This is a genomic window from Pseudomonas sp. KCJK9058 (assembly GCF_046230975.1).
GTDB classification, from domain to species: Bacteria; Pseudomonadota; Gammaproteobacteria; order Pseudomonadales; family Pseudomonadaceae; genus Aquipseudomonas; species Aquipseudomonas alloputida.
The window spans coordinates 1-25,341 of record NZ_JBJJLR010000044.1 but is presented as its reverse complement, the minus strand read 5'-3'; the positions used below and the strand labels follow the sequence as shown (position 1 = coordinate 25,341).

19 protein-coding genes are annotated in these 25,341 nt (G+C 63.8%); 17 read left to right on the top strand and 2 right to left on the bottom strand.

The features are described 5' to 3' along the window. Nucleotides 1-42: 42 nt before the first annotated feature. The 15 genes from ACK59Z_RS20510 to ACK59Z_RS20440 all read left to right on the top strand — a co-directional run bounded on the left by ACK59Z_RS20510 (nucleotide 43) and on the right by ACK59Z_RS20440 (nucleotide 19,647). On the top strand, nucleotides 43-1,533 hold the full coding sequence (locus ACK59Z_RS20510; protein WP_108191324.1) for a BcsE family c-di-GMP-binding protein: 1,491 nt from the start codon (nucleotides 43-45) through the stop codon (nucleotides 1,531-1,533). Continuing rightward, a complete protein-coding gene (bcsF, locus tag ACK59Z_RS20505; protein ID WP_108191325.1) occupies nucleotides 1,530-1,715 on the top strand; it encodes a cellulose biosynthesis protein BcsF in 186 nt (61 codons plus the stop codon). The genes ACK59Z_RS20510 and bcsF overlap by 4 nt, the downstream gene beginning before the upstream one ends. Next, nucleotides 1,708-3,321, top strand: a complete 1,614-nt coding sequence (bcsG, locus tag ACK59Z_RS20500; RefSeq protein ID WP_108191326.1) for a cellulose biosynthesis protein BcsG — start codon at nucleotides 1,708-1,710, stop codon at nucleotides 3,319-3,321. The genes bcsF and bcsG overlap by 8 nt, the downstream gene beginning before the upstream one ends. Continuing rightward, a complete protein-coding gene (bcsR, locus tag ACK59Z_RS20495; protein WP_012052045.1) occupies nucleotides 3,318-3,536 on the top strand; it encodes a cellulose biosynthesis protein BcsR in 219 nt (72 codons plus the stop codon). Before bcsG ends, bcsR begins: the two co-directional genes overlap by 4 nt. Continuing rightward, nucleotides 3,533-4,240: a cellulose biosynthesis protein BcsQ gene (bcsQ, locus tag ACK59Z_RS20490; RefSeq protein ID WP_012052046.1), complete on the top strand. Its 708-nt coding sequence runs from the start codon at nucleotides 3,533-3,535 to the stop codon at nucleotides 4,238-4,240. The genes bcsR and bcsQ overlap by 4 nt, the downstream gene beginning before the upstream one ends. Continuing rightward, nucleotides 4,237-6,846, top strand: coding sequence for a UDP-forming cellulose synthase catalytic subunit (gene bcsA, locus ACK59Z_RS20485; protein ID WP_108191327.1), 2,610 nt, complete (start codon nucleotides 4,237-4,239; stop codon nucleotides 6,844-6,846). Before bcsQ ends, bcsA begins: the two co-directional genes overlap by 4 nt. Next, the gene (gene bcsB / locus ACK59Z_RS20480; protein WP_108191328.1) at nucleotides 6,843-9,131 is read left to right on the top strand and encodes a cellulose biosynthesis cyclic di-GMP-binding regulatory protein BcsB; all 2,289 of its coding nucleotides are present in this window, start codon (nucleotides 6,843-6,845) and stop codon (nucleotides 9,129-9,131) included. Before bcsA ends, bcsB begins: the two co-directional genes overlap by 4 nt. Beyond that, entirely contained in the window at nucleotides 9,131-10,246 is a 1,116-nt protein-coding gene (bcsZ, locus tag ACK59Z_RS20475; protein ID WP_108191329.1) for a cellulose synthase complex periplasmic endoglucanase BcsZ, read from the top strand. The genes bcsB and bcsZ overlap by 1 nt, the downstream gene beginning before the upstream one ends. Further along, nucleotides 10,234-13,752 (top strand): cellulose synthase complex outer membrane protein BcsC, encoded by a 3,519-nt coding sequence (gene bcsC, locus ACK59Z_RS20470; RefSeq protein WP_108191330.1) that lies wholly within the window; start codon nucleotides 10,234-10,236, stop codon nucleotides 13,750-13,752. Before bcsZ ends, bcsC begins: the two co-directional genes overlap by 13 nt. 337 nt (nucleotides 13,753-14,089) lie before the next feature. Continuing rightward, nucleotides 14,090-14,956 (top strand): 4-hydroxy-tetrahydrodipicolinate synthase, encoded by an 867-nt coding sequence (gene dapA / locus ACK59Z_RS20465; RefSeq protein WP_014859241.1) that lies wholly within the window; start codon nucleotides 14,090-14,092, stop codon nucleotides 14,954-14,956. Between the two features lie 185 nt (nucleotides 14,957-15,141). Then, nucleotides 15,142-16,185 carry an aliphatic amidase gene (locus ACK59Z_RS20460; RefSeq protein WP_108191331.1) on the top strand — a complete coding sequence of 348 codons (1,044 nt, stop codon included), beginning with the start codon at nucleotides 15,142-15,144 and terminating at the stop codon, nucleotides 16,183-16,185. Between the two features lie 55 nt (nucleotides 16,186-16,240). After that, nucleotides 16,241-17,362, top strand: coding sequence for an AAA family ATPase (locus ACK59Z_RS20455; protein ID WP_108191332.1), 1,122 nt, complete (start codon nucleotides 16,241-16,243; stop codon nucleotides 17,360-17,362). 21 nt (nucleotides 17,363-17,383) lie between these two features. Next, a complete protein-coding gene (locus ACK59Z_RS20450) occupies nucleotides 17,384-18,541 on the top strand; it encodes a transporter substrate-binding domain-containing protein (RefSeq protein ID WP_033723614.1) in 1,158 nt (385 codons plus the stop codon). Continuing rightward, the gene (locus ACK59Z_RS20445) at nucleotides 18,538-19,122 is read left to right on the top strand and encodes an ANTAR domain-containing response regulator (protein WP_012052055.1); all 585 of its coding nucleotides are present in this window, start codon (nucleotides 18,538-18,540) and stop codon (nucleotides 19,120-19,122) included. The genes ACK59Z_RS20450 and ACK59Z_RS20445 overlap by 4 nt, the downstream gene beginning before the upstream one ends. Nucleotides 19,123-19,134: 12 nt before the next feature. Further along, nucleotides 19,135-19,647 (top strand): AmiS/UreI family transporter, encoded by a 513-nt coding sequence (locus ACK59Z_RS20440; RefSeq protein WP_012052056.1) that lies wholly within the window; start codon nucleotides 19,135-19,137, stop codon nucleotides 19,645-19,647. A gap of 46 nt (nucleotides 19,648-19,693) precedes the next feature. Here the strand turns inward: ACK59Z_RS20440 and ACK59Z_RS20435 are convergent, their stop codons facing one another. Together ACK59Z_RS20435 and ACK59Z_RS20430 are read right to left on the bottom strand one after the other, a co-directional pair. Next, nucleotides 19,694-20,140: a GNAT family N-acetyltransferase gene (locus tag ACK59Z_RS20435; protein WP_019751131.1), complete on the bottom strand. Its 447-nt coding sequence runs from the start codon at nucleotides 20,138-20,140 to the stop codon at nucleotides 19,694-19,696. A gap of 72 nt (nucleotides 20,141-20,212) precedes the next feature. After that, nucleotides 20,213-21,979 (bottom strand): NAD(P)H dependent flavin oxidoreductase family protein, encoded by a 1,767-nt coding sequence (locus ACK59Z_RS20430; RefSeq protein ID WP_108191333.1) that lies wholly within the window; start codon nucleotides 21,977-21,979, stop codon nucleotides 20,213-20,215. Here ACK59Z_RS20430 and ACK59Z_RS20425 point away from each other — a divergent pair, their 5' ends adjacent. Next, nucleotides 21,980-23,476, top strand: coding sequence for a PLP-dependent aminotransferase family protein (locus tag ACK59Z_RS20425; protein ID WP_108191334.1), 1,497 nt, complete (start codon nucleotides 21,980-21,982; stop codon nucleotides 23,474-23,476). A 270-nt stretch (nucleotides 23,477-23,746) separates the two neighbouring features. Then, nucleotides 23,747-25,341, top strand: a 1,595-nt coding sequence (locus ACK59Z_RS20420; RefSeq protein ID WP_409293616.1) for a methyl-accepting chemotaxis protein, incomplete at its 3' end; no start/stop codon positions are given.

Below are 25,341 nucleotides of genomic sequence, written 5' to 3'. Positions count from 1 at the left end.
TTTCAATTTACCTTTTGTAGAGCCAGTGTTTTGACTAATGGAATGCAGTTGTTGGCGATTTCCGGCCTGAGCGTCGAGAGCAGCCAGCTTCATCAACAAGGACTGTACTGGTTAGCCTGTGACGCCGCCGAAGACGCCTCCTTGCTATGCCGCCAGGTGGTCGAAGGCATGCCCGATAATGCCAGGGCAGCCCTGATCGCCGATGCGCAAGCCATGGATGACGTGCTGGGTGCGCTCGACGCAACGCGCGGCCCGGTCGAGCTCGCGTTGTATGAGGCCAACTCGCAAGCCACCCGTTATCTGGTTGAAGACCTGCCTCGTCTTGATGCCCGTGGGCGTGTGCTGGTGCTGCTGGCACCGGCACACGCCTGGGCGGATACCGAAGTCGAGCACTGGTGCAATGCGCTGCGCCCGGCGTTGTTGGCTGAAGCGGCGTTGCTGCTGGTCGTCAGTGGGGGACAGAGCACCGCCTTGGTCGAGCGCCTGCGCGTTTTCAACCAGTGCCTCGACGGCCTGGGGCAGGTGTACCGCGGCAAAGGTGGGGTGCGCTACCTGCAGCATTTCTGGAGCAACCCGCTTGGCAAAGCAGCCACCCGGGACATGGAGCTGACTCGGCTGAGCGCGGGGTTTGCCGTTGCTGCCACGCCTCAGGCACCCAGCGACACCGGTGGCGACGATTTGCTGTGCCTGGCCCAGCGCCCAGTACTGGAAGGCGCGCCAGCCTTCTCTGAACACTGGCAGGTCTGCGAAAGCGTTGAGGAACTGGGGGGCAAAGCCAGCCGGGCGGTGTCTGCCACGGTGATCTTTGCCATGGACGGTGGGCAGCGTCTGGATAGCCTGGCGCGCCAACTGCACCACCTGCGGCAGTCGCGTGGCAACGCCTTGAAGCTGGTGGTGCGCGAAATGGCGCCGACCCTGCGTTATCAAGACGAACAGTTGCTGCTGGCTTGTGGTGCCAGCCAGATCGTGCCGTTCGGTGCCAGCTTGTCACGCTTCCTGACCATGGTCGAGAGCATCCAGGGTTACGTCTGGCGTCGACACCTGCCAACCGACTTCGATGCCTTGCTGGCACGCCTGCGGCCGCTGGCCATCTGTGGGTTGGTAGCGCCACGGGCGTTCGCCGAGGCTGTGCAAAGCATGTGGCACGGGGTGCGCAACGGCGAAATCGTCCACCAGTTGCTGGTGTTGCGTCCGGCGCCCGGCCTGACCCCGCTGCAGGCTTGCTCGCGTACGGTATTCCGCCGTGATGGCGACATTGCCTGCGTGGTTGGCGAGGTGCTGTTCCTGTTCCTGTTCGCTTGCCGCTCGGAAGGGGTCGAGCAGGCGCTTGACCACATCTTCCAGCTGTCATGGAAAGAGCTGTTCATCAGCCAGGAGGTGCTTGCCGGTGTCGACAGCCTGGCCACTCCGGCTTTCCTCGACCGCAACCTACCGCAGCCACCCCGCAGCGACATGGCGGCGCAGTTGCCTGCACAGGCATGGTCGGCACTGGCACCGCGCAAGGTTGGCCTGGCCAAGCGGGGTGGCGCATGAACTTCGTGCAACTGCTGCAGGTGGTCGGCATTACCGCACTCGTCACGCTGGGCCTGGCCTTGTTGCTCGTGCACCTGTGTTCGGCATTACGTGACGGGTTGCGCCGTCGCCTTCCCCCCCGTTACCTGAAACCGCTGGGCGTACGCCGCCGCGCTGCACGCCAGGAACCCCAGAATGACTAATACCACCATCACCCTCCCGGTACTGGCCCGCTGGCCTGGACTGGGAGGGTGGAACCTCTATTTTTTTGCAAAGTTTCTGCTGGTCGCACTTGGCATGCTCGACTTTCAGGCGCTGCCGAACCTGTTGTTCGCTGCGTTTCTGCTTGTCCCTTTGCCGGGCAAGTGGCTGCGTATTGCCCGGCAACTGCTGGCGGTGCCAATCGCTATCGCGCTTTTCTACCAGGACACCTGGCTGCCACCCTTCAGCCGCTTGCTGGCGCAGCCGGGGGTGCTGGACTTCTCGTGGGACTATCTGCTCGAGCTGCTGGGCCGCTTCATCAACTGGAACCTGCTGGGGGCGCTGGCAATGTTGCTGGTGGGTTACCTGTACCTACGCCATTGGCTGCGCCTGAGCACCCTGAGCCTGCTGGGGTTGGCATGGCTGTCGGTCGGCGGCTTGCCGTTGCTGGGTGCAAGCCAGGCGCCCGGCGTGGCGGCGCGCACCGCAGCCGAACCTGCGCCTGCCTCTGCAGTAGCCGACAATGCCACGCTCGACAGCTGGCTTGAGCGCTTCTTCGCCAGTGAGCGCGAGCGGGTGACGGCGTTCCCGGCCGTGAATGCCGATGAGCAACCGTTCGACCTGCTGGTAATCAACATCTGCTCGCTGGCCTGGGATGACCTGTCTGCCGTGGGGCTGCGGGACAACCCGCTGTTGTCACGCATGGACGTGATCTTCGACCAGTTCAACTCGGCGACCTCCTACAGCGGCCCGGCCGCCATCCGTGTGCTGCGTGCCAGCTGTGGGCAGTCGTCGCACGCTGGCCTGTACCAACCGGCCCCGGAGCAGTGCCTGTTGTTCCAGAACCTGGCCCGGCTGGGTTTCCAGAGCAACACCTTGCTCAACCACAGCGGCCGGTTCGACAACTTCATCGGCGACATTACCCAGCAGCGCATGCCGCAACCGGGCATGCGCAATACCGACTTCCCACGGGCACTGGTGGGCTTCGACGGCTCGCCGATTGCCAGTGACCTGGATGTCCTGCGCCGTTGGTGGGGGCAACGCAAAGGTACCCCGGACGAGCATGTGTCACTGTTCTACAACAGCATCAGCCTGCATGACGGCAACCGTATCGTCACTGCCGACGGCGGTACCCGCGTGGCCGACTATGCCACCCGCGCCAATCGCCTGTTTGGCGAGCTTGGCACCTTCCTTGACGAACTGGAGCGCAGTGGCCGCCGGGTAGTGGTGGTCATTGTCCCTGAGCATGGGGCCGCGTTGCATGGTGACCGCATGCAGTTGTCTGGCATGCGCGAAATTCCCACGCCGTCGATTACCCATGTGCCGGTCGGCCTGAAGTTCATCGGCATGGGCCAGCCTGCCCGCAACGAGCCGCTGCGGGTCACAGCTGCCACCAGCTACCTGGCGCTGTCCGAGCTGATCTCGCGTGTGTATGCGGGCCTCGGCCAGCAGCAGGTGCTGGATGTGCCCGGCCTGCTGACCGACCTGCCAACCACCGAGCAGGTTGCCGAAACCTCTGGCGCACAGGTGCTGAATTACCAGGGCCGTGCCTACATGCGCCTGCAAGGCCAGCCTGACTGGCAGCCCATTCCGAAGGAGCGCCCATGATCACTGGCAAGTCAGACCCGTCCGACCGCAGCGACGATATTGCCCAGTTGCGTCAGCACCTGGACATGCCAGAGCTGAACTACCAGGACATCTCGATGCTGGTGGGCGTTCAGCAGGCCCTGCAGCGCTGGCCATTGCTGGGTGAAAGCTGCAGGGCCAGCAGCGACGATGCGCTGTACGCGGCTGTCACCCAGCGCGAGAGGGTCGCGCCATGACCAGCCTGGCATTGCATGGGGTACGCGGAGGCCTGGGGCGCAGCGCCTTGCTGGCTGCATTGGGCTACGCGCTGCAGGGCGTGGGCGAGCGGGTGCTGCTGATTGACCTGTGCCCAAGCAACTTGCTCGGGCTGCACTTCAACCTGCCGCTGGATACGTCCGAGGGCTGGGCGCTGGCCGAGCGGGAAGGGCGGCCGTTCAGTGATGCCGTGTACGAGGTGCTCGATGGCCTGTGCCTGCTGCCGTACGGCAACCTGCCTGGCGGTGCGCAGCACCGTGTGCCCGATGCGCAGTCATGGCGCGCTCGCCAGGTCGAGCTGGCCGAGCATTTCGACTGGCTGTTGTACGACCTGCCGCAACTGCCGGGCGATACCACCGGCAATGGCATCGAGACTGATGTACGGGTACTGGTGGCAGAAGCCGAAATGGCCAGCCACCTGCTGCTCGGGCGACGCCCGCTCGAGCACTTCGACATGCTGCTGGTCAACCGCTACGACCCGGCCAGCCGCTTGCAGAGCGACCTGTTGATGGTGTGGCGTGACCTGTTTCGTGATCGCTTGCCGATCCAGGTGGTCCATCGCGACGAAGCCTTCCTCGAAGCGCTGGCGTACAAGGCTCCCCTGGGTCTTTACGCACCGCAGAGCCTGGCCTGCCGGGATGTGCAAAGCCTGGCGGTGCGCTGTCTAACGAGGCGCCAGCCGTGACCCTGACCCCTCTGTCGGCCTATACCTGGTTCACCGTCCGTGGCGCGCGTCTGCCGGTCGCGTGGCTGTTCACCCTCGGCGTGTGGTTGGCCTTCCTGTTTCTGCGCCTGGAGTCACCCGCCTGGCAGGCGCTGCTGGCCGAGCGCCAACGCCTGTACCCGCAGCTGGCGGGCAAGCGCCCAACCCTGGGTGACCCGCTGCGTCTGTTGATCCAGAGCCTGTGGTTGTTGCTGCGGCGCCAACCGCAGGCACGTACAGCAGGGCCTGGCCGCCGCGCGTTGGGCGCGGTGCGCATGCACCTGCGGGCGGCAGGCGGGGTGGCGCGCCACTACCGCGGCCTGCTGATCGATGCATTGCAACAGGTACCCGCGCGCTACCGCGCCAGTGCTTTCAAGCACCAGGCCTCGGCACGCCTGCGCGGCCTGAGCGTGTTTGCCCGGCGGGCGTTCTATAGCGTGCTGACGGTATTCGCCCTCAGCCTCGCCCTGCTGTGCGTGACCGAACCGTTCGGCTACCTGGCGCAACTGATGTTCATCTGCCTGCTGCTGGTCATCGCCCTGCTGGTGCGACACATGCCGGGGCGTTTCCCGACCCTGATGCTGATCGTGCTGTCGACCATCATCTCGTGCCGCTATCTGTGGTGGCGCTACACCTCGACCCTGAACTGGAACGACACCACCGACTTGGTATTCGGGGTGATCCTGTTGGCGGCAGAAACCTATTCGTGGTTCGTGCTGATCCTGGGTTACATCCAGACCAGCTGGCCATTGCAGCGCAAGCCGGCAAACCTCCCGGCCAACGCCAGGCACTGGCCAACCGTCGATTTGCTGATCCCCACCTACAACGAAGACCTGTCAGTGGTGCGCACCACGGTAATGGCCGCGCTGGGCCTGGACTGGCCACGCGAGTGCCTGCGCATCTATATCCTCGATGATGGCCGCCGCGACGCGTTTCGTGCCTTTGCCGACGAAGTCGGGGTAGGGTATATCGTGCGGCCCGACAGCAAGCATGCCAAGGCCGGCAACCTCAACCATGCGCTGGGCGTCACCGACAGCGAGTTGATCGCCATCTTCGACTGCGACCATGTGCCGGTGCGCTCCTTCCTGCAACTGACCGTGGGCTGGTTCCTCAAGGACGCTAAACTGGCGCTGGTGCAGACACCGCACCATTTCTTCTCGCCTGACCCGTTCGAGCGCAACCTCGGCTCGTTCCGCCGCCGCCCCAACGAAGGGGAGCTGTTCTACGGCCTGATCCAGGACGGCAACGATATGTGGAACGCGGCGTTTTTCTGCGGCTCGTGTGCCGTGCTGCGCCGCACTGCGCTGGAAAGCATCGGTGGTTTTGCCGTCGAGACCGTGACCGAAGATGCCCACACCGCCCTGCGCCTGCATCGCCAAGGGTGGACGTCAGCCTATCTGAGTATTCCGCAGGCCGCGGGCCTGGCCACCGAAAGCCTGTCGGCGCACATCGGCCAGCGCATTCGCTGGGCCCGTGGCATGGTGCAGATCTTCCGCACCGACAACCCGCTGTTCGGGCGTGGCCTTAGCCTGTTCCAGCGGGTGTGCTACGCCAACGCGATGCTGCACTTCCTGGCCGGCCTGCCGCGGCTGGTGTTCCTGACGGCGCCATTGGCGTTCCTGTTGCTGCATGCCTACATCATCTACGCACCGGCATTGATGATTCTGCTGTACGTACTGCCACACATGATCCACGCCAGCCTGACCAACTCGCGGATGCAGGGCAAGTACCGACAAACCTTCTGGGGTGAGGTCTACGAGACCGTACTGGCCTGGTACATCGCCCGCCCGACCACGGTGGCGCTGTTCGCGCCGAAAAAAGGCACGTTCAACGTTACCGCCAAGGGCGGCCTGATGGAGCAGGAACAGTTCGACTGGCGTATCGCCCAACCTTACCTGTGGCTGGCCGCGCTCAACGTGGTGGGTCTGGGCTTTGCGGTGTGGCGCCTGGTCACCGGCCCGACGGCAGAAATCGGCACGGTGATCGTCAGCTCGCTGTGGGTGATCTACAACCTGCTGATCATCGGTGCCGCAGTTGCGGTGGCCGCCGAAGTGCGTCAGGTGCGCCGCGCCCATCGGGTGCAGATGCGCTTGCCGGCGGGGCTGATGCTGGCCAGCGGTCATGCCTACCCCTGCACCCTGGTCGACTACTCCGACGGCGGTATCGGCCTGCAGGTACAGCCCGGTCTGGAGTTGAAACCGGGGGAGCAGGTACGCCTGCTGCTCAACCGCGGCCAGCGCGAGTTCGCCTTCCAGGCGTGCGTCACCCGTACCGTCGGGCAACACGTGGGCCTGGTGTTCCGCGACCTCGCCCTGCAGCAGCGTATCGACCTGGTCCACTGCACCTTTGCCCGCGCCGATGCCTGGCTTGGCTGGAACGAGCAGCACGAGGTCGAGCGCCCGCTGCGCAGCCTGATTGATGTGTTGAAGCTGGGCGGCGTCGGTTACGTGCGCCTGGTCGAGCACATGCCGCCATGGCTGCGGGCGTGGTTGCGCCCGTTGCGTTCGCTGGCGCTGTGGCTGGCCAGCTACTGGCCCCGCACACCGCGGGCAATCCCTTCCATGAACCCTGTTGATCGAGACGCATGATGACTGGTTATCCCGCGCGTACCTGGGGCCTGGCGATGGCGCTGTTTACCGCCTTGTCGCAGAGCGCCGCTGCTGCTTCTGTAGCTCCGCTTGCCGAGCCTGCGGTACCCACACCCACGGTACCAAACTGGCAGGTTGCGAAAACCTTCGAGCAGCTTGGACATGCGTCCGACAGCCTGCTGCTGGGGGTACGCAACAGCGAGCATATTGAGTTCGGCCTGCGTCGCGATCGCCTGGCCACCGATGCCAGCTTGCAACTGGACTACACGCCTTCGCCAGCCTTGCTGCCGAACCTGTCGCACTTGCGCGTCTACCTCAACGACGAGCTGATGGGTGTAGTTCCGGTGGAAAAGGAGCAGTTGGGCCAGCGTGTGCGTCGCCAGCTGCCGTTGGACCCGAAACTGCTCGGCGACTTCAACCGGGTACGTCTGGAGTTTGTCGGGCACTATACCGATGTCTGCGAAGACCCGGCGCACAGCGGCCTGTGGCTTAACCTTAACCGCAAGAGCCAGGTACAGTTGCACGAGCAGGCGCTGGTGCTGGAAAACGACCTGGCGTATTTCCCGTTGCCGTTCTTCGATACCCGCGACACCGGCAAGGTAGTGCTGCCGGTGGTGTTCAGCGGCGTGCCGAGCCTGGGCGAGCAGCGTGCGGCGTCAATCCTGGCATCCTACTTCGGCAGCCAGGCCGGTTGGCGCAAGGCCAGCTTCCCTGTGCTGTACAACCACCTACCGGCCCGTGGCGAAAAACCTGCACCGAGCATCGTGTTTGCCAGCAACGACCGTCGCCCGGCGTTCCTCGCCGATCTGCAGCAGTTCCCGCCAGTCGACGGCCCCGTGCTGCAGGTGATCGATCACCCGGACGACCGCTTCAGCAAAGTGCTGCTGGTGCTGGGGCGTAACGACGACGACCTGATCAAGGCCGCCTCGGCGCTGGCGGTCGGCAACAATCTGTTCCGCGGCGCGCGCGTCAAAGTGGAGCAGATGACCGCGCTGCAACCGCGTCAGCCCTACGATGCGCCGAACTGGACGCGCACCGACCGGCCGGTTCGATTTGCCGAGCTGCTGGATTACCCCGAGCAACTGCAAGTCAGCGGCCTGCAACCGCGGCCGGTGACACTGGAACTGAACCTGCCGCCCGACTTGTTCGTCTGGCGCAACCAGGGTATTCCGCTGCGCACCCTGTACCGCTATACGGCGCCAGCGGTGACCGACGAATCGCGCCTGAGCATCAGCGTCAACGATCAGTACATCACCAGCATGCCGCTGGTGGGCAATGACCGGCGCGGCGGTACCCTTGAGGAAATGCGCCTGGCAGTGCTGTCCGGTGACAACACTGCATTGACCGAGAACTCGCTGGTGCCGGCGCTGAAGATTGGCGACCGCAACCGCCTGCGCTTCGACTTCAGCTTTGCCAGCACCCTGGGCAGCGCCCAGCGCGATCGCTGCCAGACCTCGCTGCCGGTGGACGTGCGTGCAGCAATCGACGACAACTCCACCATCGACCTTTCCGGTTACCACCATTACATCGCCATGCCCGACCTGCGTGCATTCGCCCGCAGTGGCTTCCCGTTCAGCCGCATGGCCGACCTGTCCGAGACGCTGGTCATCATGCCGGCCAAACCTACGGCGATGCAGGTCGGCACTTTGCTCGACACGGTTGGCGGGTTGGCCGGACAGATCGGTTACCCGGCGCTTGGCCTGCAATTGATCGACGACTGGCAACAGGTCGCAGCGGCAGACGCCGACTTGCTGCTGATCGGCAGCCTGCCCGAGGCCCTGCGCGATGCGCCCAACCTTGGCCTGTTGCTCAGCGCCCAGCGTGACTGGTTACTGCAGGGCCGCAGCGCATCGTTGCCCGGTGGCCAGCGTTTCGATACTGAGCCGGTGGCTGCAAGCAGCCGCGTGGCGGTCAGCGCCCAGGCGCCGATTGCGGCCATCACCGGGCTGAAGTCGCCGTTCCACGAGCAGCGCAGTGTTGTGGCCTTGCTGGCCAACAGCGACAGCGATTACGCATTGCTGCGCGACGTGCTTGGCGATGTGGGCAAGCTCGATGCGGTGGCGGGTTCGGTAACGCTGGTACGCAGCAGTGGCGTGAGCAGCCAGTTCGTCGGCGAGCACTACTTCGTGGGCGCGCTGCCGTGGTGGCTGCTGCTGTGGTTCCACTTGTCCGAGCACCCTGTGTTGCTGGCGGTGATCGCGGCTGTTTGCGTGGTGCTGTTCGCCTTCTTGTTGTGGCGGGCACTGCGCTGGGCAGGCAAGCGCCGCTTGGGTGAGGCGGGGTGATGATGCGCCAGATGCTGGTAGGGTTGGTCGCCTTAGGCCTGCCCGTTTTCGCCAATGCCGGGTCGGTTTGCCCATGGCCTGCCTGGGAGCGGTTCAAGGCCGAGCTGGTGAGTGTGGATGGCCGGGTCATCGACCCGAGTGACGAGCGCCTGATCACTACCTCGGAAGGGCAGAGTTACGCGCTGTTCTTCGCCCTGGTAGGCAACGACCGGCAAACCTTCGCGCAGTTGCTGCGTTGGACCAGCAACAACCTCGCCGAGGGTGACCTGGCCCGGCATCTGCCTGCCTGGCTGTGGGGCCGTGACGGGCAGCAGCAGTGGCAGGTGCTGGACGCCAACAACGCCAGCGATGCCGATCTGTGGATCGCCTACAGCCTGCTGGAAGCAGGGCGGTTGTGGGACCAGCCGGCCTACACGCAGCTGGGCCAGCACCTGCTGTGGCGTATCGCCGCGCAGACCGTGCGCAAGCTTCCAGGCCTTGGCGTGATGTTGCTGCCAGGTGACTACGGCTTCGAAGACGCCCAGGGTACCCGCCTGAACCCCAGCTACCTGCCGCTGCAGCTGCTCGACCGCTTCAGCGAGGTGGACCCCTTGTGGGGTGAGTTGGCGGCCAACACGCGGCGTTTGTGGTTGGCATCGTCGCCAAAGGGCTTTGCCCCGGACTGGTTGCTGTGGACGCCGGCCGGAAAGCCAGCGGCAGACACGAAACATGGCAATGCCGGTGATTATGACGCCATTCGTGTGTACCTGTGGGTCGGCATGTTGGCCGAGGGTGCGGCGCAACGCCGCGAACTGGTCGCCCATTATGCGCCGATGGCGGCATTGACCCAGCGCCAGGGGCTACCTCCTGAGCAGCTGGATGCACGCAGCGGTGAAGCCCGCGGCCATGGCCCGGCGGGTTTTTCTGCGGCCTTGCTGCCATTGCTTGCTGCCTCGCCTGAGCACGTGGCCGGCTTGGCGACCCAGCGCCAGCGCTTGCGCGAACAGCCGGTCGAGGCCAAGGCGTATTACAGCCAGGTACTGGCGCTGTTCGGCCAGGGCTTCGACGAGGCCCGTTACCGTTTTGACCCGCACGGCCGCCTGTTGCCGGCCTGGAGTGCGCCATGCAGCGAATGATCGGCGTGTTGATGCTGGCGGCAATAACCTGCCAGGCAGATGCACAACCCAAGGATATCGATGAACAGCGCCAATGGCTGCTGGACCAGGTACGCCGTGGCGAAGCGCTGCACCGTGACGACCTGGTGCGCGATGCGCTGGGCCGTTTGCAGTTGCTTGAGCCGCGCAACCCGGAGGTATTGCTGGCGGCCTTGAGCCTGGCATTGCGCGAGAAGAACAGCAGTGAAGCCGAGCAGTTGAGTGCGCGGATCAGTGCCGTGGCGCCTGGCAGCCTGCAAGCACGTCAGGCCGCACGCCTGCTTGAACTTCAACAACCGGCGCCTGCGCGGCGCTTGCAGCAGGCGCGTCTGCTGGCGGTTACCGGCCGTAACGAAGAGGCGCTGGCGGTGTACGAACAGTTGTTTGCCGGCGAACCACCCAGCCTTGAATTGGCCCTGGACTACTGGCGCGTGCGCGGCAACCTGCCAGGCCAACGCCCTGAGGCGATCCGCCAGTTGCAGCGGTTGGATCAGCAGTACCCGGGCAGTGCCGGGCTGCGCCAGACCCTGGCCGGTTGGTTGTTCGCCGAAAAGCGGGACCGCGAGGCCTTGGCCCTGCTCGATCAGCTGGCGCGAGACCCTGGTGCACGGGATGCCGCTGCCCAGCGCGAGTTCGACTACCTGTCCGGGCAAGCCGTGAGTGCCACCAGCGCGGCAGCCTGGCAGGCCTTTCTTCAGCGTTACCCGGCTTCGCCGTTGTTGGCACAGGCCAGCGAGACCTTGCAACAGCAGCGCAAGCTGCTGGCCGACCCGGCATGGCAGGCCGGTCAACGGGGTAAGGCATTGCTCGACAAGGGCCGTAATGCCGAAGCGGAAACGCAGCTGCGCCGCGCCCTGCGCCAGTACCCGGGCGATGCCAGCCTGCATGGGGCCCTGGGTTATGCGTTGATGCGCCAGGGCCGCCATGAAGACGCCCATGCGGCGTTCCGCGCGGCGAGCGCCAAGGAGCAGGACACCTACTGGATCAGCCAATGGAAGGACCTGGAGTCGTCCAGCCAGTATTGGGCTCTGCTGAAGAAAGCCGAGCGGGCCCTGGAGGTGAAAGACGTGCGCGGTGCGCGCGCACTTTACCAGCAGGCTCGCCAGCAACGGCCAAAGGATGAATACGCGTTGCTGGGCCTGGCAGATGTCTCGCTGGCCGAGGGCGATGTGGCGGCTGCCGAGCGGCAGTACCTGCAGGTACGGCGTATGGCGCCGGATAACGAAAGTGCCGTGCGTGGCTTGATGCGCGTTTACCAGGCGCAGTCGCCAGGCAAGGCGCAGGCATACCTGGACAGCCTGCCACCACGGCAGCAGGCGCAGTTCGCCAGCCTGCGACGCAGCCTGGAACTTGCGCGCCTGCGCCAGCAAGGGGACGAAGCCCTGCAGCGCGAGGACTGGTCGACGGCCAGCCATGTGCTGGGCCAGGCTTCAGCCCTGGCTCCCGATGAGCCTTGGCTGGTGTATCAGCTGGCCAACAGTCTGCGTCACCAAGGGCGCACTGGCGAGGCCGACGCGGCATTTGCCAGGCTGGTGCAGCACCAGCCACGTGATCCGGCAACGCGCTATGCCCACGGCCTGTTCCTGGAGTCCAGCGACCGTGATGCCTTGGCTCTGGACAGTTTGAGGGCGGTACCTCAGGCGACCTGGAGCGCGGACATGCACGCGCTGGAGCAGCGTGTTCAGCGGCGTATGACCCTGGCCTCTGCGCAGCAGTTGCAGGCACAAGGCCGCAGTGCCGAGGCGACAGCCTTGCTTGAAGCCGGCCTGGCGCGTGGTGAAGGTAGCCCGGACGACTTGATGCTGTTGGCTGACTGGGCAGCCGCGCGTGGTGAACATGGCAAGGCGCGCAGCTATTACCAGCGTGTGCTGGTCGCGCAGCCTGGGCGTCCTGATGCACGCCTTGGGGTGATGGAAAGCGCCGTGGCCGAAGGCAACCTGCAGCAGGCCCGGCACATGCTGGGCGTGAAGGTGCCACAATTTGCCGCTGATGACGGCAACGCCCAGCGGCGCCTGGCGGCGGTGTGGACCGCGCTGGGTGAACACGATCAGGCGGCCAGGTTACTTGACCGGATTGCCGCGCAGCAGACGCGACCCGATCCGTTGTTGCGGCGCGACGCAGCCCGCCTGGTGGCGCAGGATGATCCTCAACGAGCACTGGACCTTTACGCGGCAGCGATGGCTGATGCGCAGTTGCTGGACCGTGCTGCCGTAGCGCCACGGGATGACCGTGCATTGACCCTGGCCAGCCGCGAGCGGGATGGCGACGACTGGCTGGCCCGCAGCCTGCGCAGTGATGTGGACGCCCTGTATCGCCAGCGCAATACCCATGTGACGCTGATGCATGACTACGGCTGGCGCGAGGATGACGGTACGCCCGGCACGTCGGAGCTGAGTACCCAGTCGACCTTGTTGCATGTCGACACTCCTTGGCAGGAGGGCACCGCGTTTGCGCGGCTAGAGCGCATTGGCATGGATGCGGGGTCGTTCGAGCCGAACGATCAGGGAAGCTACACCCCCGACTTCGGCAGCTGCCAGTTTGTTGGCCAGACCGCTGACGGCAAAACACTGCCCGCGTGCACGGGGGGATCGCAGACTGCAAACGGTAGCCTGTTGGCGTTGGGTTGGCAGGGCAGCCGCTGGGCGTTCGACCTGGGCACCACCCAGGGCTATGCAATCAACAACTGGCTGGGCGGCGCAACGGTCAACGGTGACCTCGGGCAGGTTGGCTGGTCGCTGACCGCCTCGCGCCGGCCGATGAGCAATTCATTGCTGTCGTTCGCCGGCGCACGCGACCGCCCGACGGGCGTGCGCTGGGGCGGGGTCACTGCCAATGGCGCCACGCTCGGCCTGAGCTGGGACCAAGGTGGCGACAACGGGGTGTGGGCCAGCCTGGGGCACCATTGGCTGTACGGCGAAAACGTGGCCGACAACCAGCGGACCCGGGCCATGGCCGGCTTTTACCACCGCGTGGTGGAAAAGGCCGACGAGCGTGTCCGTGTTGGCGTGACGCTGATGCACTGGCGCCATGACAAGGACCTGGGCGGCTACAGCCTGGGGCAGGGCGGTTACTACAGCCCGCAGCGCTACAGTTCGGTGGGCGTGCCGGTCAGTTATGCCTGGCGCAACTACGACTGGTCGCTGCTGCTGGAAGGTTCCGTCAGTTGGTCTCAGGCTCATAGTGGCAGTAGCCGCTTGTACCCGGACGCACACATCAACCGCAAGGTACTGGCAAATTATGGCGTCGATTCCAACATCGATGCGATGACCGAAGCCAGCGACAGCAGCGGGTTGGGCTACCGCCTGCGCGGTCTGTTCGAACGGCGCCTGAGTGACCAGTGGGTACTGGGCGGCGGCTTCGACTGGCAGCACAGCGATGACTATGCGCCTAGCCATGGCATGCTCTACCTGCGCTACCTGTTCGAACCGTGGCGAGGCAACCTGGCTCTGCCGGTGACACCGCTGGAGCCTTACAGCGAGTGGCGGTGACGGCAATCGCTGCGTTGCAAGGGGCGCGCCTGCACGGGGCGATGCGGGCCAAGGGTTGACACCAGGCACGCCGCCCCACCATTATCCAGCCATACCTACGCAACGGGCTTGCCAGCATGTCCACATCCAACCACGCCATTTCCGCTTCGGGCTTCATCGCTCAGGCAGACGCGTGCGTTGCCGTTGCCAAGAAATCCAAGAAACAGCCGCTCATCTGACCGAGGCGCGCTGTCTCGTCAGGTGGGCTGACGAGACAGAAGGCGCCAGGTATCCCTGCCACCACTTCCACTCTTCGCCCTGCTGACGCTGACTTTCGGTCAACATCAGGAGTTTTTGCATGTCGAATTTCCGTGGTATCTGGATCGCCCTCGTCACGCCAATGCGCGCCAATGAAATCGACTTCCCAGGCCTGGAAAAGCTGGTGAAGAAGCTGCTCGAAGACGGTGTGGCCGGTTTTGTGGTGTGCGGTACCACGGGTGAGGCAGCGGCGTTGTCCAAGGCCGAGCAACTGGCAGTGCTGGATGCCGTGCTGGCCTGGGTGGAGCCTGGCAGGGTGGTGATGGGCCTGTCAGGTTACAACCTGCGTGAGTTGCTGGCCTTCCAGGCTGAAATCCAGCAGCGTGACATTGGCGGACTGCTGGTTCCCGCACCTTGCTATATCCGCCCTTCGCAGGCTGGCATCGAAGCCTTCTTCGCCACCGTGGCCGATGCCGCCAGCGTGCCAGTGATCGTCTACGACATTCCCTACCGCACTGGCGTACGCATCGAACGTGAAACCCTGCGCCGTATCGTGCGCCATCCACGCATTGCAGCGGTGAAAGACTGTGGTGGTGACAGCGAGACGACCATGGCCCTGATCGAGGACGGCCACGCCCAGGTGCTGGCCGGTGAAGACCTGCAGATCTTCAACAACCTGTGCCTGGGTGGGGCAGGGGCCATTTCAGCCTCCGCACATGTGCGCGCCGACCTTTACGTACGCATGGTGCAGCAGGTTGACAGCGGTGATTGGGCCGCCGCGCGTGGTACGTTCTACCAGTTGCTGCCCTGGATCAAAGTGGCCTTTGCCGAGCCCAACCCGGCCGTGGTCAAGGCGGCATTGCAGCTGCAAAGCCTGATTGCAGACGAGCTGCGCGAGCCCATGCAGGCGTGCACGAATACCACCCGAGACAAGCTGCAAAGCGTGCTGTGTTCGCTCGGCGCCTGAAGCGGCAACGGTTGATGGCGGGTTGACAAGCCGCCACACCCGGCATATACCGTTGGTTGTCAGGAGCCGCGCATCAATGGCGATGTCGCGGCCTCCACCCCGAACCCAAAGAGCAAATGAGCTCTCTCCGCATGCGGAGAGGGCTTTTTTTCGTCCCTGAAAAATAACAACAAGAGGTGGTCAACATGCGTCATGGTGATATTTCCAGCAGCAATGACACCGTCGGCGTCGCCGTGGTCAACTATAAGATGCCGCGCCTGCATACCCGCGATGAAGTGCTCGAAAACGCCAGGAAAATCGCCGACATCATTGTCGGCATGAAGCAGGGGCTGCCGGGCATGGATCTGGTGATTTTTCCGGAGTACAGCCTGCAGGGCATCATGTATGACCCGGCCGAAATGATGGAAACTGCCGTGGCCGTACCCGGCATGGAAACCGAAGTGTTCGCCCAGGCCTGCCGCAGGGCCAATGTCTGGGGCGTGTTTTCGCTGACCGGCGAGCGCCATGAAGAGCACCCGCGCAAATCCCCCTATAACACGCTGGTGCTGATCGACAACAATGGCGAGATCGTGCAGAAGTACCGCAAGATCATCCCCTGGTGCCCGATCGAGGGTTGGTACCCGGGCGACCAGACCTACGTTGCCGATGGCCCCAAGGGCCTGAAGATCAGCATGATCATCTGCGATGACGGCAACTACCCGGAAATCTGGCGCGACTGTGCCATGAAAGGCGCCGAGCTGATCGTGCGCTGCCAGGGTTACATGTACCCGGCCAAGGACCAGCAGGTGCTGATGGCCAAGGCCATGGCGTGGGCTAACAACTGCTACGTTGCAGTGGCCAACGCCGCGGGCTTCGATGGTGTGTATTCCTACTTCGGTCACTCGGCAATCATCGGTTTCGATGGTCGTACACTCGGCGAGTGCGGTGAAGAGGAGATGGGTATCCAGTACGCCCAGCTGTCGATCTCGCAAATTCGCGATGCGCGGCAGAACGACCAGTCGCAAAACCACCTGTACAAGATCCTGCACCGTGGCTACAGCGGTATGCATTTGTCTGGCGACGGCGACCGCGGCATTGCCGAATGCCCATTCGAGTTCTACCGCACCTGGGTGCTGGATGCCGAGAAGGCCCGCGAGAACGTCGAGGCCCTGACCCGGCGCACCTCGGGGGTGGCGCAGTGCCCGGTCGGCAGCCTTCCCTACGATGCCAAGGAAAAGGAAGCCCGCTGACGGGGTTGCCCAGCGTGCCTGCGGGCACGCTGTTTCACAAAGCGAGGGGAAGACCATGCCGTTCTTGAACGACCTGCTGGAGCAGACGCGTCGCGATGCGTCCTCCAGTGCTGCACTGAGTGCCGAAAACTGCCACACCCGGGCAATCGTCGAGACCCACCTGCGCAGCGAAGACACCCTGCAGTCGCGTTTCCGCTTCGATGTCGCTGCCGTCATGCAGGTAGTACGCAACGAAGTGCTGGGCCAGGACGAAGTCTTGCAGGCCATCGAAGATGTGCTCACGGTGGTGCGTGCGGATATTCTCGACCCGCGCCGCCCGCTGTTCACGGCATTGTTCCTCGGCCCGACCGGGGTCGGCAAGACCGAGGTCGTGCGTGCCCTGGCCCGCGCCCTGCACGGTGATGCCGATGCCTTCTGCCGGGTCGACATGAACACGCTGGCCCAGGAACACTACGCCGCTGCTCTGACCGGCGCACCACCGGGCTATGCTGGCGCCAAGGAAGGCCGCACGCTGTTTGACCAGGCGTTGCTGGACGGGAGCCAAGGGCGCCCAGGGATCGTGCTGTTCGATGAGCTGGAGAAGGCCAGCAAGGAGGTGTCCCAGGCGTTGCTCAATGTGTTCGACAATGGCCTGCTGCGCTTGGCCTCCGGTGAAAAGAGCTTCAATTTCCGTAACACACTGGTGTTCATGACCAGCAACCTGGCGGCAGACGAAATACGCCAGCACCGGCTGGGCCCGCTGGCGCCGCTGCGGCGTCTGCTTGGCCTGCAGGCAGGGTGCCGCGAGCGTTTGCTGGGGCTGGTGCGGCGGCGCCTGGTGAAGCGTTTTTCTGCCGAGTTCGTCAACCGCATCGACAGCACTGTGGTGTTCAATGCCATCGAACAGGAGGTGAGCGAGCGCATCGTTGAACTGGAGGTGTCGCGCCTGAACCGGCGCCTTGCCAAGCATCACTGCCGCCTGCAGCTGGATGCGGCGGTGGTTGGCAAGCTGGCCAGCGAAGGCCACGACCTGGAGTTTGGCGCGCGTGCGCTCAAGCGCTTTATCCGCCATGAGCTGGAAGTGCCACTGGCCGAGTACCTGCTTGGTAACCGCATCCCATACCAGGCAGACGTGACGTGCATGACGGTGGCCGGCCACCTTGAGCGCGGGCGCATCCGTTTTTCGTTGCCGACATGACGGTTGTCACAGGATGGTGTGATGAGTAGACAAGACAGGCAATTGAAGGTGGGCTTGCTGTTCGCCGAAACCGGCGTTACCGCAGCCATTGAACGCTCGCAGCGCTGTGGCGCGCTGCTGGCGGTCGAACAGGTTAACCGCGAGGGGGGCGTACTTGGCGAACCGGTTCTGACCCTGGTCGGCGACCCCGGGGGCGACCCGGACCGTTATCGCAATCTGTGTGACGACTATGTGCGCAACCACGGTGTGCGCCTGATGCTCGGCTGCTACATGTCGCACACCCGCAAAGCCGTGATGCCCGTCATCGAGCGCGCCGATGGCTTGCTGTTCTATCCCACGCCCTATGAGGGCTTCGAGTACTCGCCCAATATCATCTACGGGGGGCCGGCACCTAATCAGAATAGCGCGCCTCTGGCGGCATACCTGACACGTCATTACGGCGCCAGGGTCGCCTTCGTCGGTTCCGACTACATCTACCCGCGGGAAAGCAACCATGTCATGCGCCACCTGTACAAGCAGCATGGTGGTGAAGTGGTGGAAGAAGCCTACATGCCCCTGTACCCCTCGGCCGATGACCTGGCCCTGGTGGTCGAGCGGGTGGTGCGTTCTGCCCCAGACGTGGTGTTCTCGACCGTGGTCGGTACGGGGACGGCAAGCTTCTACCAAGCAATGGCGCAGCGCTATGGCAATGGCCCTCGGCCGCCGATCGCCAGCTTGACTACCAGCGAGGCAGAAATTGCCGAAATGGGGGCCGAGGCGGCCCGTGGCAACATCGTCGTGGCACCCTACTTCACCAGCGTCGAGTCACCGCAAAGCAACGCATTCGTCAGTCAGTGCCGTGCGTTCTTTCCGGCCGATGTGCGCATCACTGCCTGGGCCGAGGCGGCGTACTGCCAGATGCGCATGCTGTGCCAGGCGGTAAATGCCACCGGCAGCCTGGAGGTGGAGGTAATCCGCAATCACCTGTACCACGCGAGCATGGATAGCCCCCAGGGCAGGGTGCAGGTGGAGCAGCAGAACAACCACTCGCACCTGTTTTCACGTATCGGCGAGATCGATGCGCGCGGGCAGATCTGCATCAAATGGCAATCGCCTACGACCATCCGCCCTGACCCCTATGTGGTGGTTCACAACCTGGACGACTGGACCTTGAGCATGATGGGAGGCGGCCCCTCATGAGCACGTCGAACATCCTGAACACGCTGCGTGAACTGCACGTGGGCATCGTTTGTCCGCCCAGTGAAATCACTGATGCCCTGGTGTTGCAACTGATGCGTATCGGCTGCTCGGTGAAGCAGTGCTGGCCACCGCCCAAGGCGTTCGACACCCACACCGACCTGGTGTTTTGCGGGGTGTTCGAAGGCCGCCACCATGCCGAGCTGGGCAAGCTGCTGGCCCAGGGCGGCGTACGCCTGACCGCCATCGCCTTGGTGGAGTACGAGAGCCCGACCATTCTTTCGCAAATCCTGGAGCTGGGGTGTCACGGCGTGATGGTGCTGCCTCTGGACAACCACAAGGTGCTTCCGGCGTTGGTGTGCGCCAGAAGCAACAGCGAAGCCCAGGCCCGCTTGATGCAGAAGAATGCCCAGTTGCAGGAGCGTCTGGAGCACCAGGCCGACATCAACAAGGCCAAGGTCCTGCTGATGGCGGCCCAGGGCTGGCAGGAGCCTGAAGCTCATGCCTACTTGTCGAAAGAAGCGATGAAACAGCGGCTGTCGATGCTGGAAATGGCAAGAAAAACCCTAAAACAATTCGAATGAGAAGAGGTTGCCATGTTGTACGGACTGGTTCTGCTGTATGTGGGTGCAGTGTTGTTCATCAACAGCATCTGGCTGATGGGGCGTATCACTGACCGCGAAGTGGCGGTGATCAACCTGTTTGTCGGTTTGCTCAGCCTGTTGGTGGCGGTCTACCTGATCTTCGTGGTGGGCTCGGCCGAAGGCATCAAGGCCGGTGCCTTGACCCTCCTGTTCGCCTTTACCTACCTGTGGGTGGCCGCCAACCAGGTGCTGCAGGTTGATGGGCGCGGGCTAGGCTGGTTCTGCCTGTTCGTCAGCGTGACGGCGCTGGTGGTGACAGTCAGTTCCATCCCTGGCGCCGAAGGGCTGTTGAAGGTATGGGATGTGCTGAACTGGGCGGCGTGGACGGTGTTGTGGTTCAGCTTTTTCCTGTTGCTGGCGCTGGCCAGGAAGATCCAGCGTCTGGTGGCGGCAATGACCTTGCTATGCGCGATCTTCACCGCCTGGGTGCCCGGGCTGTTGATCCTGTGGCAGCAGATGGGCTGACGGCCATGCGCCCGCTGTGGAGCAGCCTTGCGCTGTGACGCTGCCCTTACGGCAGGCGCTTTTCCATCGGCTGATACACCAGCCCGGCAAACTCACCCACGTCGCCTGCCAGGGTGAAGCCGTAGCGTTGGTAGGCGGGTACAGAAGACAGTGATGCCTTTACCGTCACCACCTCAGCGCTGGCATGCTCCAGTGCTGCGTTCATCAACCGCTTGCCTATGCCCTGGCGTTGCAGGCCTGGTGCAATGAACAGCATCGCAATGTGACGGCCTTCCTTGAGCTCGATCAGCCCTGCGATAGCACCTTCGACAAAACAGGCCAGCATGAGGTTGTCACCTTGCATGCGCTCGGCAAACGCCTGGGGTGCCGACACCTGGGTAAAGGTCTCGATACCTTGCGCCGACAGCGTGGGCGCGACTGCCTGCATGAAGGCATCCATGCACAAGGCGCAGGCCTGGGGGAGGTCGTCAGGGGTGAGCGTGCGTACTTGCATGGTAATCGTCCTTGTCGGGTGTCCTTCTGTTGCCCACTTTATCCTGTTACGGGTTCAGAGGCCGATGCGGCATCAAGCTGCCTTGGCAGCGCCCGGCTTGCGTTCGCCAATCAGGATGTCTTCGAAGAATGCCCCGACAGGTTCGGTAGGGTGGCACAGTTGTATCTCCAGCACCCACACCACCTCGCTCGGGACAATCTCCACCTCGGCCAGCTTGTCCTGGCTATACAACACATGCGGGAAGTCGGCGATGCGATGCCCGGCCAGGTTGCGCTCCAGCTGCCAACCTTTGGCCTGGGCACTGCGCTCGGCGAAGTCATACAGTTCACGTCCGGTCAACCCGCGGCCCCAGGCCTGACGGGTCTCGTCGAACACTTCATGCAGTGCCTTCACGCAGGCGTGGTGCAAAGCGTGCTGGCCAAACACGAAGGTATCGCCATAGTCACCTTCATAGCCATCCCATACCGGCCCAACGTCGACCACGACGATGTCCGTGGTACGTAGCACACGTTGAAGGTCAATGCCTTGCCGTGGCGTACGTACGGTATCGTCACCAAAACGGATGTAGGTGGGGTGCCAGGTGTGTGAGGCGCCCATCGCCTGCAGGGTATGCGCGGCCATCTCCAGTGCCTGGGCGGTGGTCATGCCGACCTGCAGTTGGCTGGCAATGGCGGCCACGGCCCGTACCGACTGTTCGCGGGCTGCGAGCATGCCGTCCAGCGAATAACGTGGGCCGACCTTTTCCAGCTCAGGGTGCAGCGGGTTGGTTGAGGAAGCCTGCGTTGTCAGTGCACCGCTGGCGACAAAGGCCTCGGCCACAAAACGATGGGGCTGTACCCCTGCTGCAAGGCATTGCTCGCGGGCCTGGCTGATCATCGTGGCATTGCCACAGGCATAGACCTGGGTTTCGCCCCAGCGATGTGTCTGGCTGAGCGCCACCTGCTGTATACGTGCCTGGGCCGAGAGCACCGGTTGCCAGCGAAAGTGCGGGTGCACACGGCTGGACACGTCGAGGAATTCGCGATCATAAAAATCCGCCGGCGAAGAGCCGCCCCAATACAGCGTGACGTCGGCATCGCCGGCCAAGGCTGTCAGCAACAGCGGCTTGATGCCGGCGTAACCTGTGCCAGTGGCGAAAAGGATCAGCGGGCGTTGGTCATCGTGCTGCCAGGTACAGGCGCCCAGCGGGCCCTCGAGCTTTACCGTTGCACCTGCTTGCAGGGTGGGCAGCAAACCTTCAGTGAACAGGCCGCCGCTGACCTTGCGGATGTGAAACACCAGTTGCCCTTGTTCCCGGGCAGGCAGGTTGGCAATGGAGAAACAGCGGCTGTCGCCGTTGTCCAACTGAAACCGCATGTACTGGCCCGCCCGCACCTCCAGCGGCTGAGCAGGCTGCAACACCAGCTCGACGATATCTGCGCTCAGCGCGCGCTTGCCAACCACCTGTGCCTGGGTTTCCAGTGCCGGGGCGTCCAGTGACCAGCCGGGTATTTCCAGGCGCATGTCGCTGCAGGCGTGGCTCTGGCACAGCAGCATCTCGTCGGCGGCCAAGGGGTAGGAAGGCGGCGGCGTGTCCGCATCCCGCTGCTTGTCCTGATGCTGCCCCGACACCACCTTGACCTTGCACGAGCCGCAGGCGCCGCGGCGGCAGGAGAAGGGTACCGGCAGGCCGCAGGCGAGCATGGCGTCGAGCAGCAGCTCCTGGCTGGCTTCGAAGGTTTTGCCCGAGGGCGAAATTTCAATGACGTGGCGGCTTTGCATGAGCACCTCGGGGCAAATGGAGGTTCGATTGTTGCTATAGTTCAGGACCAGCAGAACCTCCAGTTTTGGATATTTCATATGGTCCAGCTTCGTAAATGGCAGCCACTGCTCAAACTCGATGGGGCACAAGCTTCGTACCGGCAGATCGTCGAAGGGTTGGTGGCCGCAATCAGCGAGGGTCGCCTGCGCCCTGGCACGCCGTTGCCGGGCACGCGGGAGATGGCGCAACTGCTGAACGTCAATCGCAAGACCGTGATCCTTGCTTATGAGGAAGCCGAAACCAAAGGCTGGCTGCAAAGCGTGCAACGCCGGGGCACCTTTGTCAGCCAGCAGCTGGCGCCTGGCACAGCGGCCGTTTGCGGTGCCGTGCGGCCTTTTGCCCTGGCGCTGCCAGAGGAACCTGCCGTTGCCTACTTCAAGGCGAACGAACAGGCTGTGGCCCAGCAAGGGCGGCCAGGGGCCTTGTTCTTCGACAACGGCGCCTGTGACCACCGCCTGCTACCGCAGGCTGTACTGCACCGCTATTACCGCAATGCCTTGCGCAGCAGCTTCAGCAGCAATAGCGTGCGCCACGGCAGCGAGTGCAGCAGCCGCTACCTGCGCAGCGCCCTGGCCGACATGCTGCGGCACAATCGCAGCCTGAACGTTGGCGCCGAGCATATCTGCCTGACCCAGGGGGTGCAGATGTCGCTGTCCCTGGTGGCCAGTGTGTTGCTCAAGCCGGGTGACGTTGTGTTGGTCGAGCGCCTGAGTTACCCCCCTGCCTGGGAGATCTTCCGTCAGCTGGGTGCCCGCCTGGTGACCGTGGAGCTGGACCATGAGGGGTGCCGGGTCGATCAGCTAGATGCCCTGTGCCGGCAGCACAAGGTGCGGATGATGTACATAACACCCCATCACCAGTTCCCGACCACGGTCAGCCTGCCAGCCGGGCGCAGGCAACAGTTGCTGGAGCTGGCGCGCCAGCATGCGTTTTGCGTGGTCGAAGAAGATTACGACTACGAATACCACTTTGCCGGGCGGCCTTATCTGCCGTTGGCCAGCGACCGCCAGCAGCGGCACGTGATTTACATTGGCTCACTGTCCAAGCCTTTGGGCAGCACGTTCCGTTGCAGCTATATCGTGGCACCGGTGGAAGTGACAACCGTGCTGGAACGCAGGGCGATGTTGACCCTGGGGCAGGGCGATGCAGTCATGCAGCAGATGTTGGCGGACCTGATCAATGATGGCGAACTGAAGAAGCACCTGCGCCGGGTCAACCGCGAGTACCGGCGCCGGCGCGAGACCTTGTTGGGGTGCTTGCGCGATGCGTTCGGCGAACAGATCAGCGTGCAGGTGCCAGAAGGTGGCCTGGCGCTGTGGGTGAGGTTTGCCGATGAGATCAACGTGGATCAGTTGGTCGACAAATCGCTGGAACGGGACCTGGTGGTGCGCAGTGGGCGACAGTTTTCACCGTTTGGCCATGCCGAGAATGCCTTGCGCCTGGGGTTTGCTTCGCTGGATGCGGATGAGATCCGGCAGGCGACCCAACGCCTGGCAGACGCCGCGAAAGCGATTGGCAAGGCGCGGTGGCTGTAGGCACGGCCTTCTGTCGCGACAGGGGATGGCACGGGCTTCGTCCGTGTTCGCGGGCAAGCCCGCTCCCACAGTGATCGCGCTGGCCTCAGGATTTGTGCAAGAGGGTTACGCCCCCAAGGGTCGCGAAGCCTCTGGGTCTCAACGCATTCCGTTCGGTTACCGCACATAACCGCATCACGGCGCCTCAAGCCTGCGCCAGCACCTCCGATAGCAGCACACCCACCCTCGAATCTTCGATCAGAAGTGGTGCCAACAAGGAGTACTGCCCGCATGCTTGCCAACCTGAAAATTCGCACCGGAATGTTCTGGGTGTTGTCGCTGTTCAGCCTGACCCTGCTGTTTTCGACGGCCAGTGCCTGGTGGGCTGCCGTGGGTAGCGACCAGCAGATCACTGAACTGGACCAGACTGCGCACCAGTCGGACCGGTTGAACAATGCGTTGCTGATGGCGATTCGCTCCAGCGCCAACGTGTCTTCGGGCTTTATCGAGCAGTTGGGTGGCCATGACGAGAGTGCAGGCAAGCGCATGGCGCTGTCGGTGGAGCTGAACAACAAGAGCCAGACGCTGGTCGACGAATTTGTCGAAAACGCCCGTGAACCCGCCCTCCGCGTGCTGGCAACCGAGCTGCAGGCTACCTTTGCCGAATACGCCAAGGCGGTGGCGGGGCAGCGTGAAGCGACCCGCCAGCGTTCGCTGGAGCAGTACTTCAAGGTCAACAGCGATGCCGGTAATGCCATGGGGCGTTTGCAAACCCTGCGCCAGCAGCTGGTGACCACACTGAGCGAACGTGGCCAGCAAATCATGCTCGAGTCCGACCGGCGTCTGGCCCGGGCGCAATTGCTGAGCCTGTGCCTGCTGGGCATGACCGTGGTGCTGGCGGTGCTGTGCTGGGCGTTCATTGCCCAGCGTGTGTTGCACCCCCTGCGTGAAGCCGGTGGGCATTTCCAGCGCATTGCCAGTGGTGACCTGAGTGTGCCGGTGCAAGGGCAGGGTAACAACGAAATCGGCCAACTGTTCCATGAGCTCCAGCGCATGCAGCAGAGCCAGCGCGACACTCTGGGGCAGATCAACAACTGTGCCCGGCAGCTGGACGCCGCCGCCAGGGCGTTGAACGCGGTCACCGAGGAAAGCGCCAACAACCTGCGCCAGCAGGGGCAGGAGCTGGAGCAGGCCGCCACTGCCGTGACCGAAATGACCACGGCAGTGGAGGAGGTGGCGCGCAACGCGATCACCACCTCGCAAACCACCAGTGAATCCAACCAGCTGGCCGCGCAAAGCCGCCGGCAAGTCAGCGAAAACATCGACGGCACCGAAGCCATGACCCGCGAGATCCAGACCAGCAGTGCGCACCTGCAGCAGTTGGTGGGGCAGGTGCGGGACATCGGCAAGGTGCTGGAAGTGATCCGCTCGGTGTCCGAGCAGACCAACCTGCTGGCGCTCAATGCTGCCATCGAGGCGGCCCGTGCCGGTGAGGCCGGGCGCGGCTTTGCGGTGGTGGCGGATGAGGTGCGCACACTGGCCTACCGCACGCAACAATCGACCCAGGAAATCGAGCAGATGATCGGCAGCGTGCAGGCGGGGACCGAAGCTGCGGTGGCATCCATGCAGGCCAGCACCAACCGCGCCCAGTCGACACTGGACGTGACCCTGGCCTCGGGGCAAGTGCTGGAGGGCATCTACAGTGCGATCGGCGAAATCAACGAGCGCAATCTGGTCATTGCCAGTGCGGCCGAAGAGCAGGCTCAGGTGGCGCGCGAAGTAGACCGCAACTTGCTGAACATCCGCGAACTGTCGAACCATTCCGCGGCGGGTGCGCAGCAGACCAGCGAGGCGAGCAAGGCGTTGTCGGGGCTGGGGCTGTCCCC